This window comes from Serratia ureilytica (genome assembly GCF_013375155.1).
Classification (GTDB): Bacteria; Pseudomonadota; Gammaproteobacteria; order Enterobacterales; family Enterobacteriaceae; genus Serratia; species Serratia ureilytica.
In genome coordinates this window covers 1-307 of record NZ_JABXOF010000032.1, presented here as the reverse complement: position 1 = coordinate 307, position 307 = coordinate 1, and the positions used below count along the sequence as shown (strand labels likewise).

1 pseudogene is annotated in these 307 nt (G+C 58.6%); it reads left to right on the top strand.

Annotation, left to right across the window (positions count from 1 at the left end):
- Positions 1-307 (top strand): annotated as a pseudogene (locus tag HWW83_RS25500) (FKBP-type peptidyl-prolyl cis-trans isomerase N-terminal domain-containing protein); the annotation flags it as partial.

Here is a 307-nt window from a genome sequence, read left to right as displayed (position 1 = left end):
CTGCAACAGCAGCTGACGCAGTTGCAAAAAGAGCAGGAAAGCCAACGCCAGCAGGGTGGGCAGCAAGAGAAAAACCTGAAGGCGGCGCTGGAGCAACAAAAGGCCGAGGCCGCCAAAGCGGCGGGCGAACTTCAACAGCAGTTGGCAGCGCTGCAAAAAGAGCGTGATGACCAACGCCAGCAGGCCGAGCAGCAAGAGAAAAAACTGAAGATGGCGCTGGAGCAGCAAAAGGCCGAGGCCGCCAAAGCGGCGGGTGAACTTCAGCAGCAGCTGGCGCAGCTGCAGGAAAAAAACAAGACGCAAACCG